41 protein-coding genes are annotated in these 26,125 nt (G+C 56.8%); 32 read left to right on the plus strand and 9 right to left on the minus strand.

Annotated features, from left to right (window positions below):
- Positions 1-169: 169 nt before the first annotated feature.
- From APY94_RS07245 to APY94_RS07265, 5 genes are all read right to left on the minus strand, one after another.
- Complete coding sequence (locus tag APY94_RS07245) at positions 170-1,447, minus strand: tRNA (N(6)-L-threonylcarbamoyladenosine(37)-C(2))-methylthiotransferase (protein WP_058938992.1); 1,278 nt, start codon at positions 1,445-1,447, stop codon at positions 170-172.
- Positions 1,448-1,499: 52 nt separating this feature from the next.
- Positions 1,500-1,799: a hypothetical protein gene (locus tag APY94_RS07250; RefSeq protein WP_058938993.1), complete on the minus strand. Its 300-nt coding sequence runs from the start codon at positions 1,797-1,799 to the stop codon at positions 1,500-1,502.
- Between the two features lie 39 nt (positions 1,800-1,838).
- Positions 1,839-3,122 (minus strand): hypothetical protein, encoded by a 1,284-nt coding sequence (locus APY94_RS07255; RefSeq protein ID WP_058938994.1) that lies wholly within the window; start codon positions 3,120-3,122, stop codon positions 1,839-1,841.
- A gap of 2 nt (positions 3,123-3,124) precedes the next feature.
- On the minus strand, positions 3,125-3,901 hold the full coding sequence (locus APY94_RS07260) for a hypothetical protein (RefSeq protein WP_157065501.1): 777 nt from the start codon (positions 3,899-3,901) through the stop codon (positions 3,125-3,127).
- A 252-nt stretch (positions 3,902-4,153) separates the two neighbouring features.
- A complete protein-coding gene (locus APY94_RS07265; protein WP_014013099.1) occupies positions 4,154-4,366 on the minus strand; it encodes a TRAM domain-containing protein in 213 nt (70 codons plus the stop codon).
- A 384-nt stretch (positions 4,367-4,750) separates the two neighbouring features.
- Here APY94_RS07265 and APY94_RS07270 point away from each other — a divergent pair, with 384 nt between their 5' ends.
- The 29 genes from APY94_RS07270 (at position 4,751) to APY94_RS07415 (ending at position 21,663) form a co-directional block, all read left to right on the plus strand.
- Positions 4,751-5,251, plus strand: a complete 501-nt coding sequence (locus APY94_RS07270) for a monovalent cation/H+ antiporter subunit E (protein WP_058938996.1) — start codon at positions 4,751-4,753, stop codon at positions 5,249-5,251.
- A complete protein-coding gene (locus APY94_RS07275) occupies positions 5,248-5,511 on the plus strand; it encodes a cation:proton antiporter (protein ID WP_058938997.1) in 264 nt (87 codons plus the stop codon). The genes APY94_RS07270 and APY94_RS07275 overlap by 4 nt, the downstream gene beginning before the upstream one ends.
- A complete protein-coding gene (mnhG, locus tag APY94_RS07280; RefSeq protein WP_058938998.1) occupies positions 5,508-5,879 on the plus strand; it encodes a monovalent cation/H(+) antiporter subunit G in 372 nt (123 codons plus the stop codon). Before APY94_RS07275 ends, mnhG (APY94_RS07280) begins: the two co-directional genes overlap by 4 nt.
- A complete protein-coding gene (locus tag APY94_RS07285) occupies positions 5,876-6,142 on the plus strand; it encodes a DUF4040 domain-containing protein (RefSeq protein ID WP_058938999.1) in 267 nt (88 codons plus the stop codon). The genes mnhG (APY94_RS07280) and APY94_RS07285 overlap by 4 nt, the downstream gene beginning before the upstream one ends.
- On the plus strand, positions 6,139-6,441 hold the full coding sequence (gene mbhE / locus APY94_RS07290; RefSeq protein WP_014013093.1) for a hydrogen gas-evolving membrane-bound hydrogenase subunit E: 303 nt from the start codon (positions 6,139-6,141) through the stop codon (positions 6,439-6,441). Before APY94_RS07285 ends, mbhE (APY94_RS07290) begins: the two co-directional genes overlap by 4 nt.
- Positions 6,431-6,877, plus strand: a complete 447-nt coding sequence (locus tag APY94_RS07295) for a Na(+)/H(+) antiporter subunit B (RefSeq protein ID WP_058939067.1) — start codon at positions 6,431-6,433, stop codon at positions 6,875-6,877. The genes mbhE (APY94_RS07290) and APY94_RS07295 overlap by 11 nt, the downstream gene beginning before the upstream one ends.
- On the plus strand, positions 6,874-7,233 hold the full coding sequence (locus APY94_RS07300) for an NADH-quinone oxidoreductase subunit K (protein WP_014013091.1): 360 nt from the start codon (positions 6,874-6,876) through the stop codon (positions 7,231-7,233). Before APY94_RS07295 ends, APY94_RS07300 begins: the two co-directional genes overlap by 4 nt.
- Positions 7,230-8,771, plus strand: a complete 1,542-nt coding sequence (locus APY94_RS07305; RefSeq protein ID WP_058939000.1) for a proton-conducting transporter transmembrane domain-containing protein — start codon at positions 7,230-7,232, stop codon at positions 8,769-8,771. Before APY94_RS07300 ends, APY94_RS07305 begins: the two co-directional genes overlap by 4 nt.
- 1 nt (position 8,772) lies before the next feature.
- Positions 8,773-9,120, plus strand: coding sequence for a hypothetical protein (locus tag APY94_RS07310; protein WP_058939001.1), 348 nt, complete (start codon positions 8,773-8,775; stop codon positions 9,118-9,120).
- 13 nt (positions 9,121-9,133) lie between these two features.
- The gene (locus tag APY94_RS07315; protein ID WP_058939002.1) at positions 9,134-9,649 is read left to right on the plus strand and encodes an NADH-quinone oxidoreductase subunit B family protein; all 516 of its coding nucleotides are present in this window, start codon (positions 9,134-9,136) and stop codon (positions 9,647-9,649) included.
- Positions 9,646-10,170 carry an NADH-quinone oxidoreductase subunit C gene (locus APY94_RS07320; RefSeq protein WP_058939003.1) on the plus strand — a complete coding sequence of 175 codons (525 nt, stop codon included), beginning with the start codon at positions 9,646-9,648 and terminating at the stop codon, positions 10,168-10,170. Before APY94_RS07315 ends, APY94_RS07320 begins: the two co-directional genes overlap by 4 nt.
- Complete coding sequence (locus APY94_RS07325; RefSeq protein ID WP_058939004.1) at positions 10,167-10,379, plus strand: hypothetical protein; 213 nt, start codon at positions 10,167-10,169, stop codon at positions 10,377-10,379. Before APY94_RS07320 ends, APY94_RS07325 begins: the two co-directional genes overlap by 4 nt.
- On the plus strand, positions 10,376-11,671 hold the full coding sequence (locus APY94_RS07330) for a hydrogenase large subunit (RefSeq protein ID WP_058939005.1): 1,296 nt from the start codon (positions 10,376-10,378) through the stop codon (positions 11,669-11,671). Before APY94_RS07325 ends, APY94_RS07330 begins: the two co-directional genes overlap by 4 nt.
- Entirely contained in the window at positions 11,668-12,657 is a 990-nt protein-coding gene (locus tag APY94_RS07335) for a respiratory chain complex I subunit 1 family protein (RefSeq protein ID WP_058939006.1), read from the plus strand. The genes APY94_RS07330 and APY94_RS07335 overlap by 4 nt, the downstream gene beginning before the upstream one ends.
- The gene (locus APY94_RS07340) at positions 12,654-13,088 is read left to right on the plus strand and encodes a 4Fe-4S binding protein (protein WP_058939007.1); all 435 of its coding nucleotides are present in this window, start codon (positions 12,654-12,656) and stop codon (positions 13,086-13,088) included. The genes APY94_RS07335 and APY94_RS07340 overlap by 4 nt, the downstream gene beginning before the upstream one ends.
- A gap of 257 nt (positions 13,089-13,345) precedes the next feature.
- Complete coding sequence (locus tag APY94_RS07345; protein WP_058939008.1) at positions 13,346-13,849, plus strand: Na+/H+ antiporter subunit E; 504 nt, start codon at positions 13,346-13,348, stop codon at positions 13,847-13,849.
- Complete coding sequence (locus APY94_RS07350) at positions 13,846-14,148, plus strand: cation:proton antiporter (RefSeq protein ID WP_058939009.1); 303 nt, start codon at positions 13,846-13,848, stop codon at positions 14,146-14,148. The genes APY94_RS07345 and APY94_RS07350 overlap by 4 nt, the downstream gene beginning before the upstream one ends.
- Positions 14,145-14,498, plus strand: coding sequence for a monovalent cation/H(+) antiporter subunit G (gene mnhG, locus APY94_RS07355; protein ID WP_058939010.1), 354 nt, complete (start codon positions 14,145-14,147; stop codon positions 14,496-14,498). The genes APY94_RS07350 and mnhG (APY94_RS07355) overlap by 4 nt, the downstream gene beginning before the upstream one ends.
- Complete coding sequence (locus tag APY94_RS07360; protein WP_058939011.1) at positions 14,495-14,758, plus strand: hydrogenase subunit MbhD domain-containing protein; 264 nt, start codon at positions 14,495-14,497, stop codon at positions 14,756-14,758. Before mnhG (APY94_RS07355) ends, APY94_RS07360 begins: the two co-directional genes overlap by 4 nt.
- A complete protein-coding gene (mbhE, locus tag APY94_RS07365) occupies positions 14,755-15,027 on the plus strand; it encodes a hydrogen gas-evolving membrane-bound hydrogenase subunit E (RefSeq protein ID WP_058939012.1) in 273 nt (90 codons plus the stop codon). The genes APY94_RS07360 and mbhE (APY94_RS07365) overlap by 4 nt, the downstream gene beginning before the upstream one ends.
- Positions 15,024-15,491: an MnhB domain-containing protein gene (locus APY94_RS07370; protein WP_058939013.1), complete on the plus strand. Its 468-nt coding sequence runs from the start codon at positions 15,024-15,026 to the stop codon at positions 15,489-15,491. The genes mbhE (APY94_RS07365) and APY94_RS07370 overlap by 4 nt, the downstream gene beginning before the upstream one ends.
- On the plus strand, positions 15,484-15,849 hold the full coding sequence (locus tag APY94_RS07375) for a sodium:proton antiporter (RefSeq protein WP_083500636.1): 366 nt from the start codon (positions 15,484-15,486) through the stop codon (positions 15,847-15,849). The genes APY94_RS07370 and APY94_RS07375 overlap by 8 nt, the downstream gene beginning before the upstream one ends.
- On the plus strand, positions 15,846-17,399 hold the full coding sequence (locus tag APY94_RS07380; RefSeq protein WP_058939014.1) for a proton-conducting transporter transmembrane domain-containing protein: 1,554 nt from the start codon (positions 15,846-15,848) through the stop codon (positions 17,397-17,399). Before APY94_RS07375 ends, APY94_RS07380 begins: the two co-directional genes overlap by 4 nt.
- Positions 17,396-17,749, plus strand: coding sequence for a hypothetical protein (locus APY94_RS07385; RefSeq protein ID WP_058939015.1), 354 nt, complete (start codon positions 17,396-17,398; stop codon positions 17,747-17,749). Before APY94_RS07380 ends, APY94_RS07385 begins: the two co-directional genes overlap by 4 nt.
- Positions 17,750-18,205 (plus strand): NADH-quinone oxidoreductase subunit B family protein, encoded by a 456-nt coding sequence (locus APY94_RS07390; protein WP_058939016.1) that lies wholly within the window; start codon positions 17,750-17,752, stop codon positions 18,203-18,205.
- Positions 18,202-18,759: an NADH-quinone oxidoreductase subunit C gene (locus APY94_RS07395; protein WP_058939017.1), complete on the plus strand. Its 558-nt coding sequence runs from the start codon at positions 18,202-18,204 to the stop codon at positions 18,757-18,759. The genes APY94_RS07390 and APY94_RS07395 overlap by 4 nt, the downstream gene beginning before the upstream one ends.
- Positions 18,759-19,997, plus strand: a complete 1,239-nt coding sequence (locus APY94_RS07400; protein ID WP_058939018.1) for a hydrogenase large subunit — start codon at positions 18,759-18,761, stop codon at positions 19,995-19,997. Before APY94_RS07395 ends, APY94_RS07400 begins: the two co-directional genes overlap by 1 nt.
- Before the next feature lie 202 nt (positions 19,998-20,199).
- Entirely contained in the window at positions 20,200-21,165 is a 966-nt protein-coding gene (locus tag APY94_RS07410; protein WP_058939020.1) for a respiratory chain complex I subunit 1 family protein, read from the plus strand.
- Positions 21,166-21,168: 3 nt separating this feature from the next.
- Positions 21,169-21,663, plus strand: coding sequence for a 4Fe-4S dicluster domain-containing protein (locus APY94_RS07415; protein ID WP_058939021.1), 495 nt, complete (start codon positions 21,169-21,171; stop codon positions 21,661-21,663).
- Here the strand turns inward: APY94_RS07415 and APY94_RS07420 are convergent.
- Genes APY94_RS07420 through APY94_RS07435 form a run of 4 tightly spaced genes read right to left on the minus strand, consistent with a single transcriptional unit; the run spans position 21,660 to position 23,591 of the window.
- The gene (locus APY94_RS07420; protein ID WP_058939022.1) at positions 21,660-22,148 is read right to left on the minus strand and encodes a ferritin-like domain-containing protein; all 489 of its coding nucleotides are present in this window, start codon (positions 22,146-22,148) and stop codon (positions 21,660-21,662) included. The two genes, APY94_RS07415 and APY94_RS07420, sit on opposite strands and share 4 nt — an antisense overlap.
- A 47-nt stretch (positions 22,149-22,195) precedes the next feature.
- The gene (locus APY94_RS07425; RefSeq protein WP_058939023.1) at positions 22,196-22,375 is read right to left on the minus strand and encodes a hypothetical protein; all 180 of its coding nucleotides are present in this window, start codon (positions 22,373-22,375) and stop codon (positions 22,196-22,198) included.
- Complete coding sequence (locus APY94_RS07430; RefSeq protein ID WP_058939024.1) at positions 22,368-23,078, minus strand: SagB/ThcOx family dehydrogenase; 711 nt, start codon at positions 23,076-23,078, stop codon at positions 22,368-22,370. The genes APY94_RS07425 and APY94_RS07430 overlap by 8 nt, the downstream gene beginning before the upstream one ends.
- 27 nt (positions 23,079-23,105) lie before the next feature.
- Positions 23,106-23,591 carry a THUMP domain-containing protein gene (locus tag APY94_RS07435; RefSeq protein ID WP_058939025.1) on the minus strand — a complete coding sequence of 162 codons (486 nt, stop codon included), beginning with the start codon at positions 23,589-23,591 and terminating at the stop codon, positions 23,106-23,108.
- 61 nt (positions 23,592-23,652) lie between these two features.
- Between APY94_RS07435 and APY94_RS07440 the strand changes: the two genes are divergently transcribed.
- From APY94_RS07440 to APY94_RS07450, 3 genes are read left to right on the plus strand one after another with little or no spacing between them, the layout of a single operon-like run.
- Positions 23,653-24,858, plus strand: coding sequence for an AAA family ATPase (locus APY94_RS07440; RefSeq protein WP_058939026.1), 1,206 nt, complete (start codon positions 23,653-23,655; stop codon positions 24,856-24,858).
- Between the two features lie 6 nt (positions 24,859-24,864).
- A complete protein-coding gene (locus APY94_RS07445) occupies positions 24,865-25,395 on the plus strand; it encodes a metal-dependent hydrolase (RefSeq protein WP_058939027.1) in 531 nt (176 codons plus the stop codon).
- Between the two features lie 45 nt (positions 25,396-25,440).
- Positions 25,441-26,118: a hypothetical protein gene (locus tag APY94_RS07450; protein WP_058939028.1), complete on the plus strand. Its 678-nt coding sequence runs from the start codon at positions 25,441-25,443 to the stop codon at positions 26,116-26,118.
- Positions 26,119-26,125 lie beyond the last annotated feature (7 nt).

The following is a 26,125-nucleotide window of genomic DNA, read 5'->3' on the forward strand; positions in this document are numbered from 1 at the left end:
GATTCACCCCCAAGATGGAGAGCTATACTTTATGATTGAACGATAGTATAAATAGTTTTCTAAATCCAACGGGATTGGTTCACCCTTTGACGTTGTAAGTTCTACAACAAAACCAGTGTCCAGTTAGGCATCTCCCAACGACCGTTGAATACTCCACAAGAAAGGTACCTCAGCGGAGGGGAGTGCCCTTCAGGTAAGTTGAACCGGCCCACTCAACCCGAACCTGCAGGAATTCGCCGGGCTCACCAGAATCAAGGATTATGTCCTTGTAGTTGAAAGTCCTGGCCTCAACGCCGCCCTTCTCCCCGGCCCCATGGACGAGAACCTCCACCGTCCTGCCAAGATACGCCCTGTTTATTTCGTGGGCTATCTGGAGCCTAAGCCTGTGAAGGGCCCTTGAGCGTTCCTTGACCCGCCATCCCGGAAGCTGCTTCCATTTCGCCGCGATCGTGCCAGGTCTCGGCGAGTAGCGAGAAACGTTTATCTTGTCCGGCCGGACGCGCTTGATTAGCTCAACGGTGTTCTCGAAAGCCTCATCAGTCTCCCCGGGAAAGCCCACTATAATGTCCGTATTGAGGTTCAAATCACGAACCTTCTTACGAAATGTTCGAACTATCTCCTCGAACTGTTCCGCAGTGTACGTTCTGCCCATCCGCCTCAGAACCTCATCGTCGCCGCTCTGGACGGGCAGGTGGAGGAAGCGGTAGACCTTCTCATCGGTGTAGGCATCAACGAGCTCGTCGAGGAACTTGAGAACGTGGTTCGGGTTCATCATTCCAACCCTAACCCTGAAGTCGCCCTCGATGGCCGTTATCTCGTCTAGGAGCTCCGCCAGGTTCGTCCCGATGTCGAAGCCGTAGCATCCGGTGTCCTCACTCGACAGCTGTATCTCCTTGTATCCCCTGGCGAGGGCCTCCTTAACCCACTTAACGACGAGCTCAGGTTTGTAGCTCTTGAGAACCCCGCGGGCGAAGCGGGTTGCACAGTAGGTGCAGGCGTTGAGACAGCCCTCACTTATCGGGACGACGAAGGCGACACCACTCTTCCAGAGGCGCGGGAGCTCGAGCTTGTCTATGCTCTTCTCACGCCAGCCCTCGACGCTCACCAGCTTTTCACCGCGCTCCGCTACGCTTATCGCCTCGGCTATCCTATCTATGCTCTTAACGCCGAGTATTCCGGAAACGCGTGAATCTATGGCATCCGGGTTGACGTGAGGGAGGCAGCCGGTGACGATTACCCTCTTGCCGGCGTCAAGGAGCTCCTTTATTCTCTCGCGCATGTGCTTTTCGGTTGGGTCTTTGACCGCGCAGGTGTTGACCACAACGTAGTCGGCAGTTTCAGGGGTCTCCGCCAACTCATAGCCCGCGCTAACCAGAAGGCCCTCCATCATCTCGGCATCTGCCTTGTTTCTCGTGCACCCGTAGGTCTCGACGTGAACCCTAACCATCGGTGGGCGCTCTGGGAAGGGGTTTAAAAAGGGTGCGGTTCAAAAATGGGGATTAAACCGCACCCATAATACTGAGGAGCATGAAGAGAGCAACGAAGAGAAAAACAGCCATGAACGTTAGTTTTTCCTTTATCCAGTCGCGGGGCCTGTTGTAGTGCCGCATAACCAGGAAGGAATGGAGGGAAACTATGAGAACCGGGACGAGGGCCGAAACCGCTATGAAGAGCGTGCCCGGCAGGTGGCGGTCGATGCCAGAGGTGTCGAGAAAAGCCACAGTCCAGTAGAGCAGTATCGGCGAGAGAAGAACCAGGAACACAACTACGACCCCGATAATCGCGGACTCCTCGTCCATGGAACCACCGCCAAAAGTTTGGGACAAAATACTAAAAATTCATCGCTTACTTGTTTGATATAACCTTGAAACGTAGGGGCACATCTTTTTAGCGATGATTTTTGCCATCTCGTAGTTGTAGATAGGCTGAGTAGTCGGGTCATCTGTGCGCACTCTGACCATCATTTCCAGTACCGCATCCCCGTGCTTGAAGTACCACCCCCTGGCATCCTGGATGTAGAGGGACGTTAAAGGGTCCCGGGAACAATCGTTGATGGAGTCTAAGGCATCATGCCTCAGACGAAGAACCATCCTGACTTTCTCCTTTGGAGTTTTCAGGGTAGCAAAAGTCGAATTGAGGGCCTCAAATTCATCTAGATGCTCGTTTATTGCGATTGCGTACAGAAGGTGGTAAGTGGCCGCCGAATAGTAGCCGTTCTTGGCTCCCATAAGACCCCGCTTTTTATGGTACTCCTTCCAGCTGCACGCCATCCTGGACATCACCTCCTCGAATTCACACGGAACATCGACTCTCGAGAGATTATCCGCGAGCGCGCGCACGTTATCCCCCAGTTCCTCTGGACGGAAGGTACCTGGGGTTACATGGCCAATAAGCACCCTTGAGTCCATCAAAAAGCTCCTGGCAAATTCCAAGTAACCCGTCACCCAGCCTCCGAGTATGCTCACGTTTTCAATCTCCTGAGACGTGGTTGGGTTTGGTATCCCGTCAAGCTTTTTCAGGAAGTCACGGGACTGGTTCAGAGAGATCTCCGCTTTGATTATGTTGTCTTCAACCACAAAGCCGGTTACGAGATAGTCAGTGAAGTTAATCCCTCTCCGCAGTGTTTGTTTCCACTTTTCGGCCGTTTCGTTCCCTAAAGCTTCCACACTCCGAAACTGCCCACGGACATACCTAAGGAACTCCGTGCGGTTTGCGAGTGCAAGGGTTGAGCCCAGGTAGTCGGCGGCAAGTATTGCACAACTCCTACCCTCTGTTAGGGCAGCGTACAATTCACCCCTGCGTTGATACGAATAGGTCTCGTTAAGGCAGACGTCGATGTCCATTATTTCGTCGTCCGAGACGTTTAGTTTGAGAAGCATCTCCCTGAGCTCCAGAACTCGTCCAATGGCACTTTCAACGTCTTTGTCATCCACCTTCTGATTCAGATAGGCTTTATGGGTGGCATTGTACTCCAGTCTAAACGTCTCAAGATCCGTTTGAACCAGGTTAATGGTCTCATTGAGCTCTGCCTCCTTTATCGCTCTTTCGTGTTGAACGTACTTTGAGTAAGCAAAGAACCCGAAAACTACCAGAAAAAGAAGGAGAAAAGCCTTTGTTTTCATTGTTATCCCCCACCGGCATAGTATACCCTTGTCTTCACTGTTACACGGGCGATTCTTGTTGTTTTTCCAAGAACCGAAGTGGGGCCAACACTTTTTGCCTCGGGGAAACTCGGAATGCTGTTGTGAGAATATCCCGCAACGTACAACGTCGCGCCGCCACTAACCTCAAATTTGTAATCCCCTTCCCGGGGATTCGTTATAATCCACGTCACACCCATGCAATAATCCGTGCCTCTGAATCTGGAGTCCCAGTAGAATCTAACGGTTATTCTACTGATGTCCTGGTAGAAGATATCTCCTGAAGTCTGAATGGTGTAACTATCTCTATCGCTCTTGCCCAGACTTGATACAAGATCCGCAAACCCCGGTAGTTTCAAGAGTTCAGCCAATTTGTCCACTGCCTTTTTAAAGAACTCAAAGTACTTATCTTCTAAGTTCGAGTGCCCCTGTCCTGTATCCACGACAAAGATCCCATTTCTTCCCGACACTATCCCCACATAAGTCTCGGACGATGGCTTAATGACCTTCACGGAAATCCAGTGACCACTACTCACCGGATAGTAATAATGGTTCCACCCGCTTTTCCACCCATTCCCAAGTTTCACCCTGAGGAAAAAGGCCTGTTGAAGTGTGGCCGTGTCATCTTGATTGATTACCGCTAATCTTGGTATATACGTAGAGGCAATGCCGACTTTGCCTACGAAGTGGCCGTATCGATAGTATGGGTCGGAGCCATTCGCCTTCGTTTCTGGCTTGGCAGCACTAGCTACTCCTACCATAGAACCTAAGATCAAAAACCCAACATTAAGCCTAGGAGTTTCCTCCACATAGTGGGCATCATCCTATACAAATTCTCGTAATTGTTAGTGACATTATTACTTATCTACGATTTATATTTCTAGTCTAATATTCACCCCTTAGATAGTAAAATTGAATGCATTGAATGCGCTCAATCCCAAGATAAGAGGCATAGGTGTACGTATTGAAGCATTGGAAAAACCGATCTGATAAGAAGTAAGAGGGAAAGGAAATCAAATAACCTCTCCGAAAGCGAACTTCCTCTTGACTGAGTTAATGACGATCTCAACCTCGTCGCCGACCTGGGTGTTCGGGACGAAGATAACGAAGCCCTTTATCTTGGCGATACCATCGCCACCCTTTCCAAGGCTCTCAATCCTAACTCTATACCTTTCTCCAACCTTAACAGGGGCTTCGTAGCCACCGCCAAATCCATCTCCATACATATCTAACACCAACTCTTTCAACTTTCAGGGCTCCCTCGAAAGACTCCGAGAAGAGTCCCATTGGAAACTCATCTCAAGGGTATATAAAGCTTTGGGTGGATTTTAGGTCCTCAAAGTCACCAAAATGCTGTTTCGAGCCACATGAGGACACTGATGCATTATTTTCCAGAAATCCCGCGCTTCCAACCCTTAACCGTGGAGGGTTTCGGCACCGATGTCAGCAGGCAGGTAATTAACCTTTGGTTAACAACAAAGGGTTAGGTACCTTTGTTTTCAATTCTAAGCTTCAAAAAACCCTTTTAAGAGAATTTTTTCTATGTTAAGCGGAAATCCGAGAAAATGAAGCCGAGATAAGGTTGTAAACCAAAAGTGGGGGGACGCACAATGGGTTTCATTCCCGTATTCATTTGGTCATTCGTGCTCTGGCTTGTGCTGACAGCGGGCAGCAAGGGTATGCTGTGGAGCCCCGAAGAGCTCGTCGCGGGAGTGGTGTTCTCGGGGATAATCGCCTTCACGACGAAGGACATCATAGGTGAGAAGGCCGGGAGGTTCCTCAACCCTGCGAAGTGGGCTGGCTTTGTGGTTTACTCCCTCGGCCCGCTCTTCTGGGGTATGGTCAAGGCCAACCTCGACGTTGCCTACCGCGTCATAACCGGCAGGATAAAGCCCGGAATCGTTCGCGTTCCGGTTGAGCTCGAAAACGACGCTCAGTACACAATCCTCAGCAACTCAATAACCCTCACCCCCGGAACGCTCACCGTGGACGCATGCCCCGAGGAGAAGGCCCTCTACGTCCACTGGATAAACGTGACCGAGAAGGAGCCGAAGAGCTCCGAGGTCATAGCGGGTTCATTTGAAAAATGGGCGAGGAGGCTGGGAAGATGATAGCACCGGAGTTCTTCTATGCCGCGGTCATAGTCATGATTGGAGCATTCCTGGCTCTGCTCAGGGTGCTCCTCGGACCGAGCGTGCCGGATAGAGTGGTCGGAGTTGATACCCTCAACACGTTAATCGTTGCCGGAATGGTTCTCCTCGGAGCGGCCTACGACAGGACGATATACATCGATATCGCCATCGTTTACGCCCTTCTGAGCTACGTGGGAACCCTGGCCATAGCCAAATACCTCCAGGGGGGATTGGAATGAGTGCGGTCACCTACGTCATCTACGCATTCCTCACGATAAACATAGTCTTCAACCTGCTGGGCAGCTTCTCGCTCCACAGGTTCCCGGACGTCTACACAAGGCTCCACGGAGCGACCAAGTGCACTACCTTCGGGACGATATTCGCGGTTCTGGCGGTGGTAGTTCACGCTGCCTACCAGCTCCACCTCACCGGCGACCCCAAGTACCTCCAGATGGCGCTTCACAGCCTCGTTGCCCTAATCGCCCTGCTCCTCACAAACCCGACCGGAGCGCACGCGATAGCCAAGGCGGCCCATCTGAGCGGCTATAAGCCAGCCAAAGCCGTCATTGACGCGTACGAGGACAAGCTCAGGGGTGGTGCCGAATGAACGCCCTTTCGATGGACATGGTCATACAGTTCGGAATACTCCTCGGCGTGCTGGTAGCGGCCTACATCACGATAACCATGCGCGACCTGCTCAGTGCGGCCATCGCTTCGGCGGCCATGAGCCTGCTCCTCAGCCTTGAGTTCTACATGCTCCACGCGCCGGATGTGGCGATAGCCGAGGCCGCGGTCGGAGCCGGCGTCGTTACGGCCATAGTCGTGTACGGTATAGCCAAAACGGAGAGATGGGAGCGTGAGGGACCATGAAGAGGACTTTCGGAGCTCTCGCACTGCTGTTCCTCCTCGGAGTGCTGCTCGTCGTTGCGAGCCCTTCAACCGGAATAAAGTTCGGCCTCGGCGGTGAGGACTGGAAGGCCTACCGCTACACCGACCAGTACTACATAGACCACGGCGTGCAGGAGGTGGGTGGAACCAACATAGTCACCGACATAGTCTTCGACTACCGTGGCTACGATACCCTCGGAGAGGCGACGGTTCTCTTCACTGCTATAGCCGGAGCGGTTGCACTTCTCAGGCCCTGGAGGAGGGATGAGGATGAAGAGTGACATGGGACTAATTGTTAAGACCACCGCGAGGGCCACCATTCCGCTCATAGGAATCTTCGGTGCATACGTGGTCTCACACGGTCACCTTACGCCGGGAGGCGGCTTCCAGGGTGGAGCGACCATAGCGGGAGCCGGGATACTGTTCCTCATAGCCTTCGGGCTGGGCGAGATGAAGAGGCGCTACAACCACCACCTCTACTCGGCCCTCGAGGGCCTCGGCGGCCTGGTATTCCTCGGAGCGGCGATGCTCGGCCTGGGAGTTGCGTTCTTCTACAACACGCTGTGGCACAGCGGGCCGGTCTTCAACGGCCAGCCGGGAACGCTGCTCTCAGCGGGTTACCTACCGATAATGAACCTTGCCGTGGGACTGAAGGTCTTTGCGGGGCTGGTCAGCGCGATGGTTGCCATAGCTGCATTCAGGAGGTGGAACGAATGATACCGTTCCAGTTCATCACGGCGTTCCTGCTAATAGCCATGGGCATCTACGCCCTCCTCTACAAGAGGAACCTCATCAAGCTCATACTGGCCCTCAACATCATAGATGCAGGCATACACCTGCTCCTCATAAGCTTCGGATACCGCATAGAGGCAGGCCAGATACCAACCGCGCCAATCTACACGGGCTACGAGACCGTAAAGAGCGCCATGGTCGCCCCGATTCCGCAGGCGCTCACGCTCACCAGCATAGTCATCGGAGTCTGCGTTCTCTCGCTGGCGATGGCCCTCACGATAAACGCCTACAGGCACTACGGAAGCCTCGACGTTAACAAGCTCAGGAGGTTGAGAGGATGAACGGGCTGATCCCATACCTCATCATAGTCCCGCTCCTTGGAGCATTCGCACTGCCCATAGTGGGCCTCGCGGGAAGGAAGGCCAGGGAGCTGTGGGCGATACTCATAACCGGCATCACCCTCGGCGTCGCGGCCGGACTGTTCAAAGAAGTCTGGAAGAGCGGCGAGATACTCGTCTACACCCTTGGAGCGAAGAGCCCCCTTGGAAACGGCGTTCCATTCCCGATAAGGATAGTCTGGGAGGTGGACCTCCTCAGCGCGCTCTTCGCCCTGATGGTGACCTTCATAGCCTTCGTGGCAGTGCTCTACTCCAGCGAGTACATGAGGCACGATACGGGGCTTGAGAAGTACTATGCCCTCGTCCTCGTCCTCGAGGTCGGTATGCTCGGCATAGCCATAACCGGCGACCTGTTCAACTTCTACGTCTTCCTGGAGATAATGAGCATAGCGAGCTACGCCCTCGTCGCCTTCAGGAACGACACCTGGGAGGGCATCGAGGCGGGCATAAAGTACATGTTCGTCGGCTCCCTCGCCAGCTCATTCATCCTCCTCGGCATAGTGCTCCTCTACGGCCAGTACGGAACGCTGACGATGGCCTACCTGGCCAAGATGATAGCTGAGAACCCAACCTTCACCGCCAAGGTGGCCCTCGGCCTCCTCGCGGGCGGACTGCTCTTCAAGAGCGGTGCCGTTCCGGTGCACATGTGGCTCGCAGACGCACACCCGGCCGCTCCGAGCTCGATCAGTGCCATGCTCTCGGGTCTCGTCATCAAGATAGGCGGTACCTACGCCCTAGCGAGGCTCGCCTTCAGCGTCTTCAGCGCCGGAATCAGCACCAGAACGGTCGGCTGGATAATCATATTCTTCGCCTGCGTGACCCTCATAGTCGGAAACGCGATGGCGGTGATACAGACTGACATGAAGAGGCTCTTCGCCTTCTCCAGCGTCGGCCAGATCGGCTACATCCTCCTAGGAATCGGAATTGGCCTTGCCGCGTATGGAAGCGACGTCGGCCAGGTCGCTCTGGCGGGTGCGATATACCACACCGTGAACCACGCGATAATGAAGGCCCTCCTGTTCCTCGTCGCGGGAGCGGTCATACACCAGCTCGGAACCAAGAACCTCAACGAGCTGAGCGGAATAGCCAGGAAGATGCCGGTCACGAGCTTCGCCTTCCTGGTCGGTGCGGCCGCGATAATCGGCCTTCCGCCGCTCAACGGCTTCGCGAGCAAGTGGCTCATCTACGAAAGCTCGGCGCTCTTCAACCCGTTCCTCGCGGCAATAGCCGTCATAGGCACAGCCTTCTGTACCGCCGCCTACATCAGGGTGCTCTTCACATTCTTCGGAAGGCCGAGCGAGAGGGTCATGAACGCGGAGGAGCCAGGAAAGGCCATGCTCGTGCCGATGCTCATACTGGTGGTGGCAATAATCGTCATGGGACTCTTCCCATGGGCCATCAGCGACAAGGTCATGCTTCCGGCGGCAAAGACTCTGGAGAACATAGGGGCTTACGTTTCGGCGGTGCTGGGGGGTGCGTGAAATGTTTGGCTACTGGGATGCACTCTACTTCGTTTACGTCTTTGCCATAGGCCTGCTCATCTCGTACGTGCTCTACAAGTGGGCCGAGCGCTCCAGCACGGGGACGAGGAGAACCGGCGATGGAACGAAGATATTCCTCAGCGGTGAGGACCAGGACGAGATTATTCCGCAGTTCGAGCACTTCCAGGGCTACGTCACCGGAAGACACGTCATGTGGGGCCTCATAAGAGGAATTCACAGGATGTTCCTCATCTTCCGCAGGGAGCACACCGGACTGCTGAGCGACTACATCAGCTACCTGCTCGTCACGACCGCGATAATTGTGGGAGCGCTGATAGTGTGGGGATGAGGAGGTGAGATGAATGGCGATTAAGGTTACAAGGGCAGAGACCAACGTCAGCTCAAACTCCTCGGAGCGCGAGAGGCTTGAGAGGGAGATATCAAAGCTCTGCAGGTATATAGGGCGCTCACCCTGGGTGTTCCACGTGAACAGCGGCAGCTGCAACGGCTGCGACATCGAGATAATAGCCGCACTGACGCCGAGGTACGACGCCGAGCGCTTCGGTGTGAAGCTCGTCGGAACGCCGAGACACGCCGACATACTGCTCGTAACCGGGCCGGTGACCGACCAGAGTCTTGAGAGGGTCAAGCTGGTCTACGAGCAGACTCCGGACCCGAAAGTTGTCATAGCCGTCGGAGCCTGCCCCACCGGCGGAAGCGTGTTCTTCGAGAGCCCCTTCACCAACGCGCCGCTGGACAAGCACATACCGGTGGACGTCTTCGTACCCGGCTGCCCGCCGAGGCCCGAGGCGATACTCTACGGAGTCGTGCTCGGTCTGCAGAAGCTGATAGAGAGAATTGAGGGGGGTAAGAGATGAACGTTGACGAGTTCGTTAAAGCCTTTGGCGAGAGGTTCCCCGAGGCCGAGATAAGGGTGAGCGAGAACAAGATGCCCCACCCGAAGAGGCGCGTCTGGGTCGAGATAGACAGGGAGAAGTTCCACGACGCCATGAAGTTCATCAAGGAGCTCGACCCGAAGGCCCAGTTCTCCATCATAATCGGAATGGACGCCGGCGACAGACTGCTCGCCAAGTACCACATGGAGATGTTCTGGGAGGAGGGGGAGAGCCTGTCGCTCGTCATAGGCACGAGCGTCCCCAAGGATGACCCCAAGCTGCCCACAGTCACGGACGTCTTCCCGAGCGCGCTGCCCTACGAGAGGGAGAACCAGGAGTTCCTCGGGCTGTTCTTCGAGGGAATCCCCGACCCGAGAAGACTCTTCCTGCCCGACGACTTCCCGGAGGGAATCTACCCGCTGAGGCTCGACGAGACCGGAATCAAACCGGAGATGGTGAAGAACGCGGGTCACCCGTACAAGATAGGGGGTGCAGGGAAATGACGGCCCTGAATGAGGTTCACGTTCATTCCGCGCCCGAAGGGCGCATCAATAGGGTGAACAAGCTCAACAAAGGCAGTAATGAGGCACCCATCCGGAGAGGGGCAACTAAAGCAGTGAAGAAATTCCGCCAGCGCTTTGCGAAGCAAAGGGCTGTGATGGTGAAGAACGCCGGCCACCCGTACAAAATCAAAAAGGAGGGCTCAAAATGAACGGAAAGCTTGAGTACTGGGTTAAGATACCCATCGGACCCATTCACCCCGCACTGGAGGAGCCCGAGAAGTTCATCATCACGCTCGACGGAGAGAGGATAATCAACGTCGACGTCAAGCTCGGCTACAACCTCAGGGGCCTCGAATGGATAGCCATGAGGAGAAACTACATCCAGATACTCTACCTCGCCGAGAGGATATGCGGAATCTGTTCCTTCTCCCACAACCACACCTATTCCAGAGCCGTTGAGGAGATGGCCGGCATAGAGGTGCCCGAGAGGGCCGAATACATCCGTGTGATAATCGGCGAGCTCGAGAGAATCCACTCCCACCTGCTCAACCTCGGAGTCGTTGGGCACACCATAGGCTACGACACCACCCTCCACCTCAGCTGGCTCGCCCGCGAGCGCGTCATGGACATCCTAGAGGCCATCGGCGGCAACAGGGTCAACTACTCCATCAACACCATTGGCGGCGTGAGGAGGGACCTGGAGGAGAAGCACATCAGGGCCATACTCGACATGATAGAGAACTACAGGAACGAGGTCATGCCCAAGATAGAGGAGATATTCCTCTACGATCCGACGGTCGAGGCCAGGCTGAGGGACGCTGGCGTTATTCCCAAGAGGATAGCCATCGAGTACAGCGCCCAGGGACCGACTGCCAGGGGAAGCGGCGTGAAGAAAGACGTCCGCTACAACGAGAAGCTCAGCGTTTACCCGGACCTCGGCGTGAAGCCGATAACGCCCAAGGAGTTCACCGGAGTTGTCAAGGGGGACGTTTTCGACAGGATGGTGGTCAGGGTCGGCGAGCTCTGGCAGAGCATGGAGCTCATAGAGAGGGCCATAGACCAGATGCCAGAGGGCAAGATAAAGGCAGTTCCAAAGGACAACACCCTCCTGTTCCAGCTCAAGAAAGCCGAGGGGGAGGGAATAGGCAGGTACGAGGCCCCGCGCGGTGAACTCATCCACTACGTCATGGCCCAGAAGGGCAAGGACGTTCCGGCGAAGTGGAAGATGCGCGAGCCCACATTCCCGAACCTGTTCGCGATAGCTAGAGCGTTGGTCGGTGAGCAGGTGGCGGATGTTCCGGTTGCAATAGCCTCAATAGACCCCTGCCTAAGCTGTACGGACAGGGTCGCGGTGGTGGATGCTAACACAGGAAGGAAGAAGGTCCTCACCGAGAGGGACCTCCTCAGGCTCTCGATAGAGAAAACCAGGGAGCTGAACCCGAACGTTAGGGCGAAGCCCGAAGTTGTTGGAGTAGGCTGCCCGAGGGGTGGTGTCCTATGAACGTCCTCTACGCAACGCTCGGATTCCTGGGGATTTACGCTTACGTATCCTTCGCCTCACTGCTCTGGGGAGGCATAGACAGGAAACTGGTTGCAAGGATGCAGCGCAGGATGGGCCCCCCACTGCTCCAGCCGTTCTACGACTTCCTGAAGCTGGTCAGCAAGGAGTCCATAATCCCAAGGGACGCCAACAGGTTCTTCGAACTGGCCCCCGTGCTGGCTCTCGCCACCTCCATCGCCCTGCTCGCCTACACCCCGCTCGGCTTCGAGCCGCTCTTTGGAACCAAGGGTGACGTGATACTCTTCATCTACCTGCTGACCCTAATCGGCTTCCTCAGGGTCGTTGGTGCCGTTAGCTCGGGCTCCCCCTACGCCCAGATAGGCGCCCAGAGGGAGATGATAATCCTCGTCTCCAGGGAGGGGCCGATGATGCTGGCCCTCTTCACCATACTCTGGCGCCTCAGCGATCTCGGCGTTACAAAGCCGTTCAGCATGGGCACCTTCTACGAGCACAACGTCTGGGAGCTCGGGACGCCGATGAGCATAATGGGGGCCGTGGTGCTCCTGCTCGTCTTCATGGCCTGGCTCGCCAGCGAGATTGAGGTCGGCTACTTCGACATCCCCGAGGCCGAGACCGAGCTCGCCGAGGGAACGATGGCCGAGTACAGCGGAAGGCACCTGGCCCTCTTCGAGCTGGCCAACGCGATAAAGGCCTTCGTGAGCGCGAGCCTCGTCGTGGTGATATTCTTCCCGTGGGGCATATCCGGCTACATCGGGCTCACGGGGCTTCCGGCGGTAGTCATAGACCTGCTCTTCCACACCCTCAAGGTCTTCGCCGTGCTCTTCGTGAGCATGAGCCTTTTCAGGGCGGTAACTGGAAGGCTCAGGATAAACCAGGCGGTGACCCTGTTCTGGACCAGGATGCTTCCGGCCGCAATAGTCGGGGCGCTGCTGCTGGCAATAGACACCCTGGGGGTGGTGGCATGAGGGTCCCACCGACGCTCTCAGCCGTGCTGAGCAACCTGTTCAAGAAGCCGGCAACCAACCCCTTCCCTGCGAGCGATCCGGTTCCGACTCCAGAGGGCTTCAGGGGCAAGCTCGTCTACTATCCCGACAAGTGCGTCGGCTGCAGGCTCTGCGTCATGGTCTGCCCTGCCGGGGTTATAGAGTACGTTCCCGAGGTCAGGAAGGTCACCTTCTGGCTCGGAAGGTGCGTCTTCTGCCAGCAGTGTGTGGACGTCTGCCCCGTAAAGGCCCTGGAGATGAGCGATGAGTTCCTCCTGGCGACGGACGACAAGTACAACGACAACCTCCGCTGGTTCAAGGAGGATGAGATAGAGGAGCTCAAAAAGAAGCTGGAGAAGCAGAAGAAGGCCAAGGAGGCGGCAAAGAAAGGGGCCGAGTCCCAGAAGAAGTAGCCCCCTTCTTTCCTTGTTTTTCCCACCGACGATTTCAGTTCTGTAATGAACTTTTCTGAACGTTTGTCCCCCCTAATCTACTACAACGTACAGTTTTATGGACGTACGTCAAGAGCCGTCCAATTTATATTTGTCAAATTTCTGGTTGTTAACCATTTGTTTTAGAAACCCATTTATAAAAATTTAGCCAATTTATAATCGAGATTTCGGGAAAATAGGCCCGAATAGGGTTTAAAACCTAAAGTTGAGGTGGGAAAATGGGGTTTACCGCACCGTTCCTGTGGTCCCTTATCGTCTATCTGCTCCTCACAGCAGGTTCCGGCAAAGTCATCGCCTGGAGCCCCGGGGAGCTGATTGCAGGGATTGTAATAGCGGCCATCATCGGCTACGCCACAAAGGAAGTCATGGACGAAAAGGTGGGCTACTTCTTCAGCCCAAGGAGATGGCTGCTCTTCATAGTCTACGCGATAGGGCCGTTCTTCTTCGCCATGGCCAAGGCGAACATTGACGTAGCTTACCGCGTCATAACCGGCAAAATAAGGCCCGGAATCGTAAGGATATCTCCGGACCTGACCAGGGATGAGAGCAGGACTCTTCTGGCCAACTCGATAACACTGACCCCTGGAACCTTCACGCTGGAGATAGACGAAGAGGGCAACTTCTATGTTCACTGGATAAACGTACCGCCCGGGAAGGAGAAACCCACCCCAGAGGAGCTGTGCGGGTATCTTCCAAAATGGGCAAGGAGGATTGGAGAATGACGGTCGATGGAGCATTTATGTGGGCGCTGATACTGCTACTGTTCTCAGCCATGCTGACGCTCATAAGGCTTCTTGCGGGGCCGACGATACCAGACAGGGCCGTCGCCCTGGATTCCATGACGACCACCACAGCGGGGGCCATGGTCATTTACGGCGTGGTAACCAGACAGGCGGTTTTCATAGACGTCGCGCTGGTTTACGCGGTTCTGAGCTACATCGCGACCCTCTACATAGCCCGCTACCTGGTCAAGAAGAGGGTGGGAGTTGCATGCGAGTGCGAGGAGGGGGAGGCGGCATGATAGAGTGGCTAATAGCGGCATTCCTGGCCATCGGCGTGTTCTTCAACCTTCTGGCCAGCGTTGGCATCCTCCGCTTCCCCGACGTCTACACGAGGATACACGCGGCAACCAAGTGCACGACCTTCGGCACGATATTCATAGTCCTAGCCGCCGTCACGTACTCGATATACAGCTACTTCTGGGTGGAGAGGGACCCATCCTGGATAACCATAGGGATACACTCGGCCCTGGTGGTCATATTCCTGGTGCTCACCAACCCCGTTGGAGCCCACGCCATCGGCAGGGCCGCGAGGAAGTCGGGCATACGGCCCCACGGGGCGGTTATAGACGAGCTGGAGGGTCGCCTATGAACTTCGAAGAGCTCTTCTGGGTGCTTCAGGCCATGGTGGGGCTGGGGCTTGTGATAGCAGCCATAGCGGCGGTGAGGTTCAAGAACCTGGTCTCAGCCGTCATCGCGATGGCGGTGTTCAGTCTGATACTCTCGCTGGAGTTCTACATACTGCAGGCACCCGACGTCGCGATAGCAGAGGCGGGAGTTGGAGCGTGCCTCACGACGGCGATGTACCTGCTGGCGATCAAGAAAACCACCGACGAGGAGGTGATAGAATGAGGAGAGCCCTCGGCCTCTTCGCGTTCATAGGCTTCACTCTGTTCCTCCTCGTGGCCGCGGCGAGCCTCAGGCCCTTCGGTGAGCCGGTTCACACCGAGATGGACTCCTACTTCATCGGGCACGCACAGGAGGAGGCATCGTCAAACAACGTCGTCACCAGCATAGTCTTCGACTACAGGGGTTTCGATACCCTCGGAGAGGCCACTGTACTGTTCACCGCGGTTGCGGGCGTGCTGATGGCCCTCAGAAGGAGGGAGGTGAAAGCATGACGACCCTCATCATCAAGACAACCACCAGGTACCTGACGGCGCTCATACTGACGTTCGGAGCCTACATCATCCTCCACGGTCACCTCACGCCGGGAGGCGGCTTCCAGGGAGGAGCTGTTTTCGCCAGCGGCCTGGCACTCCTCATAGTCGCGTGCGAGGACAGGGTGATAAGGGAGCGGTTCAAGAAGGTGCCCCTGAGCGCCTTTGAGAGCATCGGCGCCCTCGGCTTTCTGGGAATGGCCACCCTCGGCTTCATGGGGTACACATTCTTCAGGAACGTCATAGCCAACAGCGGGTTCCCGCTCTTCGGAGACCCGACCCCTCTAGGGATAAACCCCGGCTACCTAAACACGGGCGGAACGCTGCCGTACATGAACATATTCGTCGGAACGAAGGTTTTGGCCGGATTAACCAGCATAATCCTGGTGTTCTACCTCCTCCTGGGGGTGAGGAAGGATGAATAACATGATTCTAGTCAACCTCCCGTTCATAGTCGTGGCGCTCCTGCTGGCGGTGGGGTTCTACACGATAGGATTCAAGAGGAACCTCATCAAGGTCGTCATAGGCATTGAGATCCTTGAGGGAGCCGTTAACCTGTTTCTGATAGCCCTCGGCTACGTCAAAGGCGCCTACGCTCCGATATACACCATGGCACCGAAGGATGCGGTCAACAACATGGTTCTGCCGACGCCTCAGGCGCTCACACTGACCAGCATCGTCATAGGCGTCGCCGTCTCGGCCCTGATGCTGGCCTTCGCCGTCAACATCTACCACCACTACGGAACCCTTGACGTTACAAAGATAAGGAGGCTGAGGGGATGATCGAGCACCTTCCCGCTTTGATGATAGCGATCCCGCTCTTTGGGGCCTTCACGACACCGCTCCTCAAGGGGAAGCCGAGGGCAGCCGCGCTGTGGGCGCTGGCCATAACGGCGGTAACGCTCGGCCTTGGCACCCTCCTCGTCAGGGAAGTGACCGCCGGGGGAACGATGATCTACGTCTTCGGAGCGGACAGTCCGGGCCTCGTACTCCCGTCCGGATACCGCGTTCCGGTGAGGATAATCTTCGAGGTCGACGCGATGGGCGCCTTCATGGCCCTCTCGGCGGTTTTAATGAGCTTCATAGGCGCGATGTACTCCCACAGCCACGTGGAGAGGGAGAGCGGCCTCGAGAAGTACTACTCCCTGCTGCTCCTCCTGGAGGTCGGAATCCTCGGCATGGTGCTGACTGGGGACCTCTTCAACCTCTTCGTGTTCCTTGAGATAGCCGGAATAGCCGGCTCGGCACTGGTCGGGTTCAGGAACTATAGGGGAGAGGCGAGTGAGGCCGGCATCAAGTACCTCATAGTCAGCGCGGTCGCGTCGCTCATGGTGCTCTTCTCCATCGGCCTGCTCTACGGCCAGTACGGCAACCTCAACATAGCCTACCTCAGCAGGCAGATAGGCTTCAACACCGTCGATATGATAGCCCTCGGCCTGCTCTTCGCGTCCTTCGCGATGAAGTGCGGTTCGGTGCCGACCCACCACTGGGTTCCCGATGCCTACACCGAGGTTCCGGCGGGAATAAACCCAACCCTGCTGGTAGCTACTTACGCGAGCCTCTACGCCCTCTTCAGGGTGAGCTTCAGCCTCTTCGGGGAGGTAACACTCAGCATGAGCAGCGTCGGCTGGATAATGAGCATCCTAGGAGTGCTCACGATGTTCATAGGCGTCACGATGGCCCTCGTCCAGAAGGACGTCAAGAGGCTCATGAGCTACCACGCGATTTCCCAGACAGGCTACATGCTCCTCGGCGTTGGGGTTGGACTCACGGTCCTCAACGATCCGGCGAAGCTGGCCGCCTTCGGGAGGGACGCGATGGCGGGAGGTATATTCCACATCATCAACCACATCATCTACAAGAGCCTCCTCCTCATGACGGCTGGAGCGCTGTTCTACGTCACGAAGACGAGGAACCTCAACGAGATGGGCGGTCTCGCCAGAAAGATGCCCTACACGACGATAGCCTTCATCGTAGGTGCGGCGGCCATATCGGGAATCCCGCCCTTCAACGGCTTCGCGAGCAAATTCCTGATCTACGAGACCTCCTACCAGCTCAACCCGCTCCTCGCGATATTCGCGATGGTGACCAGCGTCCTGACGCTCGCTTCATTCATCAAGGTCTTCGCCTCAGCCTTCCTGGGACCGCCGGTGAAGGAGTACGAGAGCGTCGGGGAGGTTCCAAAGCCGATGGTAGCGGCGATGCTCATCCTGGCGGCGCTGTGCATCCTCTTCGGTCTGTTCCCCAACGTGGTGCTCGACAAGCTCGTCTATCCGGCGGTTGACGCGCTGCTGAACCTGGGCGGCTACCAGACGTGGGGTGGTGTCCTATGAGCTGGCTGGAGAGCCTTACGCTGACCTCACCATCGGGCTTCTGGAACCCCCTCCTGTGGCTGGCGTTCCTGGTGATCTTCGCGGTCATCGGCTACATCATCTACTCACGCGGAAACCGTTCCTACAAGCCCAACACCGAGCAGGTAAAGCCCTTCATCAGCGGCAACGCGGTTGAGGACGTCGAGCAGATACGCGTGCGCGCGGGCGACATCTACTGGGGCTTCATGGAGGCCCTGAAGGGCTACTACGCCGTGCTCATGAGGATGCACACGGGCGACGTGAGGGACTACATCCTCTGGTACCTCGGAATCGGTGCCATAATCCTCTTCATCCTCCTGGGGGGTGTGTGAATGGGAAAGCTCACCAACTTTAAGCGCTCCATATGGGTGTTCCACGCCTCGGGCGGGAGCTGCAACGCCTGCGACATCGAGATAGTGGCGGTTCTTACTCCCCGCTACGACGTGGAGCGCTTCGGGATAAAGCTCGTCGGAAGTCCGAGGCACGCCGACGTTCTCCTCGTCACCGGGGCAATACCGAGGGACTTCGCGGACAAGCTGAGGCGCGTTTACGAGCAGATGCCGGATCCAAAGGCCGTCGTGGTCGTCGGGAGCTGCGGAACGACCGGCGGAGTCTTCTACGACTCCTACAACATCGCCGGCCCGATAGACGAGATAATCCCCGTCGACGTCTACGTCCCCGGCTGCCCGCCGAGGCCCGAGGCGATAATCGACGGCGTTGTGAAGGCCTGGCTCAAGATAGAGAAGCTCGAAAAGGAGCTGGAAAAGAAGGGGGGTGCCGGGGAATGACGATGACTGCCCAGGAAGTCCTTGAGAGACTCCAGGAGGTTCTCGGAGAGGCCATCCTTTCCCACGAGATAAGGGAGTACACGATGGGCGTCAAGAGGAAGAGAACCTACGGCGAGGTCTGGCTCACGATAAGGCCCGAGGCCCTCAGGAAGGCTGTGGAGGCGGTGTTCGGCATCGACTACCCCCACCTGCACTTCATAACAGGCAACGACGAGGGCGGGGAGGTCATAACGGTGGTCTACTCCTTCGGCCTCTTCTACGCCAACCCCTGGGGGGAGGTGAGCGTGGTCATCAAGTTCGACCTTCCAAAGAGCAACCTCGTCCTCCCGACGATAACCGACCTTATGATCGGTGCTGAGACCAACGAGAGGGAAATCAGAGAGATGCTGGGAATAGAGTTCGAGGGACTGAAGAACAAGAGGCACCTCTTCCTGCCCGACGACTGGCCGGAGGGCAAGTACCCGTGGAGGCGGGACGAGTACGGCGTCGAGGACATGGTGAAGCACACCCACAGGAGCGTGAACGAGATAAGGAAGGAGAGGGGGGAGCAGTAATGGCCAAAACCCAGTACTACGTGCCCGTCGGCCCGATTCACCCGGCGCTGAAGGAGCCGATTCGCGTCGAGGCGATGGTCGAGGGGGAGAGGATAGTCGAGGTGGACGTCAAGAGGGGCTTCGCCCACAGGGGAATAGAGTACATGGGCATGAAGAGGAACGCCATCCAGACCCTCTACCTGTCTGAGAGGATATGCGGAATCTGCTCGATATCGCACCCCTACGCCTTCGTCATCGGCACCGAGAAGGCCCTGGGAATAGAGGCCCCGCCGAGGGCGCAGTACATCAGGACGATAATAGGCGAGCTTGAGAGGATTCACAGCCACATACTCTGGCTCGGTGTCGTGGCGCACGAGATGGGCTTCGACTCCCTCCTGTTCTGGACGTGGAAGGGCAGGGAGAAGCTCCTCGACATACTGGAGCTGATAACGGGCAACAGGATAAACTACTCGGTCTTCATGATAGGCGGTGTGAGAAGGGACATCAAAGAGAGCCACGTCAAGGCCCTCAGAGACATGATAAACTACTACAGGATATTCACGGAGGAAATGAAGGACGTTTTCCTCTCCGATCCGGTCTACAAGGCCAGGACGAGGGGAGTAGCCCAGCTCTCGAAGAAGATGGCCCTTGAACTCAACGTCGTCGGGCCGGTGGCGAGGGCCGCCGGCATCAGAATGGACGTCAGGCAGGACATGCCCTACGACGCCTACGCGGACATAGGGGTGAGGGCCATCGTGCCCCAGGACATCGTCGGCGAGGCGAGGGGCGATGCGTACGACATCACCATGGTGAGGCTCTACGAGATAGACCAGAGCCTGGACATCATAGAGTACTGCCTCGACGAGATGCCCGAGGGGAAGCTGATGGCGATACCGAACTACGTGGCCCTCCTGGCGAAGATCAGGAGGACGGAGGGCGAGGCGATAGGAGCGCACGAGGCCCCGCGCGGCGAGGTCATCCACTACTTCAGGTACGGCAACAAGCGCGACGGCCCTCTATTCTGGAAGGTCATCGCCCCGAGCTACAACAACATCAACACCTGGAAGCCGCTCCTGCTCGGAGCCGAGGTGGCGGACATACCGATAGTCGTCGCCTACATAGACCCGTGCATGTGCTGCAACGACAGGCTTGCAGTCGTCAGAAACGAGGAGGGCAGAATAATCGACCCGGAGGCGCTCCACAGGAAGGCGGTCGAAAAAACGGAGAGGCTCAAGCGCGACCTGGGGGTGAGAGAATGAAAAGCCGCACTTTTTGCAGGGAGTGCCAAGAAAAAAGGGCCACACGTAAGGTTCACGTCCAATACGTGCCCGAAGGGCACACTTCAAAGGTGAACACAGTGAAGGCGGCCAGTAAGGGAGCACTACCCGGAAGAAAAGCCAGTTTAAGAGGAAGTAACCTTCCGCCAGCGCTTGCGGGAGCAAGGGCTGTGGGGGTGAGAGAATGAACCCCGAAACCCTCATCTATGCGTTCACGTTCCCGCTCCTCGGGGTCTTCCTGGGGCTGGTCTACAAGGGTATAGACAGGCGCTTCTCGGCGAGGCTGACGTCAAGGATAGGGCCTCCGATAAGGCAGCCCTTCTGGGACGTCGGAAAACTGCTCCTCAAGGAGACCGTCGTTCCGGAGAACGCGGTGGCGTGGATATTCAACGCGATGCCGGTAGTCTCCTTCGCGGCCTCAATGACGCTCCTGCTCTACATACCCTTCGGAGTCCTCAAGGCCCCGCTGGAGGGCTACGGCGACCTGATCGTGATACTGTACCTGCTCACGCTCCAGTCACTCTCGATGGCGATAGGCGGCTTCGCCTCGGGCAGTCCGTTCTCCTCTGTGGGAGCGCAGAGGGAAATGGTGCTGATGATGAGCTACGAGATGCCCCTGGCGACGGTCATAGTGGGCTTCGCGCTCGTCTACAAGAGCTTCTCACTGACGACGATAGCCTCGACCCCGGTCTGGAGCATCGTGGGGCCTCTGGCGGCGATGGGAATAGTGCTCCTCTTCATAGCCCTCCTCGTGGTCACTCCAGCGGAACTTGCGAAGCTCCCCTTCGACATAGCCGAGGCCGAGACGGAGATCTGCGAGGGCATGCTCGCGGAGTACAGCGGGAGGAACCTGGCCCTGTTCTACCTCTCGGACGCCGTCAGGGGCTTCGCCATGGCGGCGCTGGAGGTGGTGCTGTTCTTCCCGTTCACGCTGACGGGAATGCTCGACCTCAACCTCACCGGCACGGGCTACTACGTCGTCGAGGCGCTGTGGTTCCTCTTCAAGGTGCTGGTCATCTACCTGCTGGCGATAACGCTGGTCAGGACGTCCTTTGCCAGGTTCAGGATAGAGCAGGCGTCCAGGGTGTTCTGGGTCTACGTCAACATAATCGCCCTCGTTGGAGTGGCCCTCGTGTGGATGGGGGTGTGAGGAATGGTAAACAAGATGATGTTCGTACTGCTCAAACAGCTCGTCCACAGGCCGGCCACCAACCCCTTCCCGGTTAAGCATGCTCCCGCTAACGTTACCGAGCTTATAGAGAAGGTTCAGAAGGGCGAGGCAAGAATAAACCCACCCGTGCCTATTCCAGAGGGCTTCAGGGGAAAGCTCCTCTACGACCCGGAGAGGTGCATAGGCTGCAGGCTGTGCATAATGGTCTGCCCCGCGGATGCTATGGAGTGGATTCCGGAGCTGAAGAAGATAAGGCACTACGCCTCGCGCTGCATGTTCTGCGCCCTCTGCGTCGACGTCTGTCCCGGCAAGAAGTTCCCGGGCGAGGAGAAGGCCGTCAAGGCACTTAGGATGAGCGAGGAGTTCCTGATAGCGGACTACGACAAGTACAGCGACAACCTCATAGAGGAGCCTCCCGAGGCGAGGGAACCATACATGGAGGAGGAAACAGCGGTTAAAGCCGAAGAAAAAACCTAACCCTCCCCGTTTTTCAATTCTTCGTACCTCTTCCTGAGCATCTCGTAGTGCCCCTTCTCGACCTCAGCGAGCCTCCGATAGAGCTTCCTGAGTTCCTCATCCTCGACCTTCTCTGCCAGGAGCGCGTAGGATCTGTGGGCTATCAGCTCGCTCTCCATGGCAGCCCTCAGAACTTCGTCGATCTGGTCGGCCCTCTCGAACTCGTCGATGACTGGCAGAACCTCTATGGAGGGTATGTCCATCTCCGGTCTCCTGCCGTAGCGGCTCTCGTAGTGGGCCCCGAGTTCGGTCGCGTGCTTCATGGAGTCGGCGGCGAGTTTTTCGAAGGTCTCCACCAGCTCCTCCCCCAGACCGAGGTCTCTTGCCCTTTTCGCCAGTTCGCTGTAGAACTCGGCCTCCTTCCTTTCCCCCTCTATCCAGTACGCCAGGGCCTCCTCGTAGCTCAGCCTTGAAAGGGCCTCGACTATCTCGTCCACGTCGTACATGTCCCATCCCGTTCCAACTGGGGCGCAATCGTAAATAAGGCTTTGGCCTACCTGACGAGCCATATCGTCAGGAACATGATGAGGTAAGCCACGATGCTGATGACGATATGGACCTTTATCCACGTCTCTCTGCGCTTTGATAGGAATATCAGTGCCCCGCTGAGCATGGCTAGGCTCATGAGGGCAAAGGCGGCGTAACCCAAGGTGTAGTGATCCAGACTAACCACCGGGAACACCCACTGGAAATATGTACAGCGGAACGCCCTCGACACCTATTATCTCGGCAACCTGGTCATCGTAGAAGGCCCCGACCGCGACGATTCCTAGGTTTAGAGCGGTTGCCTGAAGGTAGAGGTTCTGGCCTATGTGACCAGCCTCCATGTGGACGTACCTTATCCCGCGCTCGCCGTAGTAGTGCGTTGTCCTCTCGTAGTACGCCACGAGGACTATGTCGACCGCGGCCCTGCCTACCCAGGACTGGTCGAGCGCCGCCCTCTGGAGTGCCCTTCTATAGTCGCCCTCCTTAACGAGTACGAGCGTGTGGTTGAAGGGGTCGTAGCGGTAAACGCCCGGCCCGAGGTCTTCAACGTTTCCGGCCACCACGTAGACCTCGAAAGGGTACGTTGCACCGGCGCTCGGCGCGGCGCGGAACTTTCTGGCGGAATAGGTTATCCCCTGCGCCGCCCACAGGAGCTGGGAGAGCTGCTCAAGGGTCAAAGGCTCGTTCCTGTACGAGCGGATGCTCCTCCGCTTTGCTATGGCCTCCTCAACGCTCATCTCTCCAGTCAGTCTCGGCTCAGGAAGAACAACAACCTCACCGGAGATTCTCTCACCCCCCTCCCTCCAAATAACGTAGGGCTTGACGAAAAGAAGAACCGAAGAAACCACGACCAAGGCGATAACCAGGTACGAAACTCGCTTGATGTTCATGAATTCGACTTCATCCTATTTTAGGCTTCACTCGACCACCTCGAAGCGGAGGAGCTCATCCCTCCCCACCAGCCCGATTCCTGCCTTCTTCCCAAGGACCTCAACCACGAGGGTGTAATCCGGGTCGCTCAGGTTCACCCCGAGGCCGAAGCGCTCGACCACCAGGGAGCCGAGGCCAATCTCAAGCTCCCTCTGGGAGAGCCTCTTATTTCCCCTGACCTTGGCGCGTACCGCGAAGGTTCCGTCTATTTTTTCCGCCAGTTCAAGGACGGCCCCTTCAATCTCCTCCCTTCTGGCGGGAACGATGAGGTCGAGGGGAACGACCCTCTGTATAGCCTGCGTCTCGAAGTTCTTCAGCCGTTCAAGGGTTTCGCCCTTCGATAGGGGCGTTTCGGCCAGGAGAACCCCCCGCCAGTCCGTTCCCCTAACCCGGACCTTCCCCAACGCCCATTCCAGTTCGAGTATTCCATCGCCCTCGCGTCCCTGTGGAGTCGTAACGAGAAGAATCGTCATCTCCGCTCACCGATGGACAGGTTTTTATATTTCGCGTTCCTAAACTATGCGGTGAGTTAAAATGGAAGCCGGTGGCCTTAAGCTTTATCCCTACCAGTCATACGAAGTTTATGGCCTTTCTCGGAACCCCTTTGAGCAGCTCGCAAGCGAGGGAATAAGCGACGTCGAGAGCATTCACGTCTATCAGGAGATAGACATGCGCCTTCAGATGATAATCTCCGAGGTTATCGGAAACAAGAGCTCGATAGCCATGAGCATCGTCGGCCCCCTCGGAATGGGCAAGACCCAGAGGCTCAAGACCATAGCCAAGGCCATAGAGGAGAACAAGGGAAAGGCCATATACGTCAAGGTTGACACGAACGACATCCTCAAGCTCACGCGCGACATCTTCTACGCCCTCAAGCCGCCGAAGAGCAGGACTAACATATTCCTCGAGAACCTCTCAAGGAAGCTCGGGTTCATAGACAGGCTCGAGAAGATGCTGAGCGACAGGGACGAGTACAAGAGCAGGGACATAGCCGAGCTTCTGACCGAGCAGATGGGCAAATACCCCTACTGCGCCCTCCTCCTGGACGAGCTTGAGAACATGGGAAGCGCGAGCGAGAGGGAGAAGATACAGTTCTTCGAGATGCTCAGACACTTCATCAGCAACATGCCCCAGGGCTGTATCGTTGCCTTTGCCTGCGTCCCTGAGGCCTACGAGAAGTACTCCAAAATATTCCCCGCGTTCTTCATGCGCCTCCACTACGAGTTCAAGCTCCGCCCGATGAGCATAGACGAGACCTACGAGCTCGTCAAGAAGAGGCTCAACAAGGTGAGGATAAGGGACACCGATGATCCAATCTACCCCTTCACGGAGGAGGCCATAAAGCTCATACACCAGCTCGGAAAGGGCAACCCGAGACAGATCCTGAGGCTCCTTCACTACGTCCTCAGCGAGGCCTCCAAGCACAAGTTCGACCCCATAGACGACTACGTGGTGACCACTATACTCGAGGAGCCGAAGAGCCTCGAGGAGTACCTCACGAGGATTCCGAAGGAGTACAAGGACCTCGTTGAGGCCATAGTCTATGAGTTCAACGGCGGACCGGTGAGCTACATTCAGATAGCCAAGGCCGTCAAGAGGCCAGGAATACAGGTCTACGACCAGCTCAACGAGCTCATAAGGCTCGGCTTCCTGGTCGGAGACCCCAAGGGCAACTACAAGGTTCCCGAGTACGTGAGAAAGTTCCTTGAGGAATGGCAAGCCGAGAACGAGGAAGAGTGATGCCCGATGCCCAACTACGACGTTCACATGCTCAGCGGGATAGCTAGCTATCCGGTCATCGTCGCCGCCGCGGGACTCGCGGCCGCCCACGGGGCCCCCCTTGCCCTCACAACGATGGCGCTGGTGCTGGGCTATGCGTTCTACGTTCTGGGAAGCGATCTGCCGGACATGGACCATCCAAACGCCCTAATCCACCGCGGGACGAAGCCGATAGTCAGCGTGGTGGTTGGGGGGGCGGTCTACGTCAACGCCGCGGGATCGATAAACGTCGGGGAGCCCTGGCTCAACATGGCCGTGGAATGGGGCATAGCGGTCCTTGCCGCCGTGATAGCGTGGTTCGCCTTCACATGGATGATGCCGAAGCACAGGGGAATAGTTCACTCCTTCCTCTTCGCGGCGGTCTATGGGAGCCTGGCGTTCGTTCTGGTGGAGTACGGCCTCAACATGACGACAGGGGAGGGACTCTACGTCGGCTTCGCGGCCTTCTGCGGCTATGCCCTTCACCTTCTCCTCGACGGGGAGCTATCACTGCTGTAGAGAAACTCTTTTATTTTCCAACTTCGTATTTACCCCGGTGGTTACATGGAAGGCGGCGGGGCCCTGTTTATCGTATTCATATTCATCATGCTGGGCATCATACTGATGGACATGGAGAGGGAAGCGAAGGCGAGGAAAAAGTGCACGGAACTGGCCTCCTCGATGAGGATCGATGGGAGAACCCTCATACTCCCCGAGAAAACCAGGCTCCTGAGGGGAACCCTGCGGATAAGGGGCGAATGGATCGGGGCAAAGCACAGACACTACTCCGTGCAGAGGGAACTTAGAACCTCAGGGGAGTTCACCTCGGACAGGATAGAACTGGAGCCGGAGGGGTTCTTCGTCTTCATAGGTGAAAACGACGATGCCTGGGTTGAGCTTCCGGTTTACGTTATCGCGGAGGGGAGGTTCAGGGACGCCCTGATATCCCCCGTGCTGCCCACGTACAGAATCGAGGCAGGGGAGAACTCCCTGGGAACGTCCCACAACGACGAGTACGCCCACCCGCGGCTGGAGACAGGGAGGGGAATGATCTCGGGGAGGCTCTACACCAGCGTCGCGAAGTGCAGGGGAGCCAGGGTGGAGCTGATCCACCCCGAATCGAAGGGGAAGGAGAAGCTCGTGGAGGTCCAGGGGAGCGGGGAAAAAGATTTTGAGAGAAGGTTCTGGGAAAAGCCCCTGATACTAGTGATGGACAGGAACCTGACCTCCTTCTCGCCGTGAACGGCGA

Origin of the sequence: Thermococcus celericrescens, from assembly GCF_001484195.1 — an archaeon.
Taxonomy (GTDB): Archaea; Methanobacteriota_B; Thermococci; order Thermococcales; family Thermococcaceae; genus Thermococcus; species Thermococcus celericrescens.